We start from the raw sequence: 369 nt of genomic DNA on the forward strand, positions 1-369 counted from the left end.
CTATGACGCCCAGACCGCCCTCAAGCTCATGCGTAAGCAAAAAATTGATGAAATCCTGATGGCCTTGCCCTCGGTCGGGCGGGTCCGCAAAAGTGAAATCATTAAATTTTTGGAACCGGCACATTTAAAAATTACCGAACTTCCTGGGTTGCCTAAACTGGTCGATGGTGAAATCCGTATTTCTGATATTCAGGAAGTCGATATTATTGACTTGCTGGGGCGGGATCCGGTTCCCCCAGTGCCGGAGCTTCTGGCCAGAAATATTCAAGATAAAGTGGTGATGGTCACCGGTGCATGCGGCTCCATTGGTTCGGGGCTGTGCCGGCCGATTGTGAAAAACCAGCCGGTAAAAATCGTTATTTTTGAATT

Annotated in this window: 1 protein-coding gene; it reads left to right on the forward strand. The window is 48.5% G+C overall.

The window, feature by feature from the left end; genetic code table 11:
• A partial coding sequence (locus ACS72_RS14555; protein WP_048882483.1) for a nucleoside-diphosphate sugar epimerase/dehydratase occupies positions 1-369 on the forward strand: 369 nt, incomplete at both ends.

The organism is Acinetobacter sp. VT 511 (assembly GCF_001077515.1).
Taxonomy (GTDB): domain Bacteria; phylum Pseudomonadota; class Gammaproteobacteria; order Pseudomonadales; family Moraxellaceae; genus Acinetobacter; species Acinetobacter schindleri.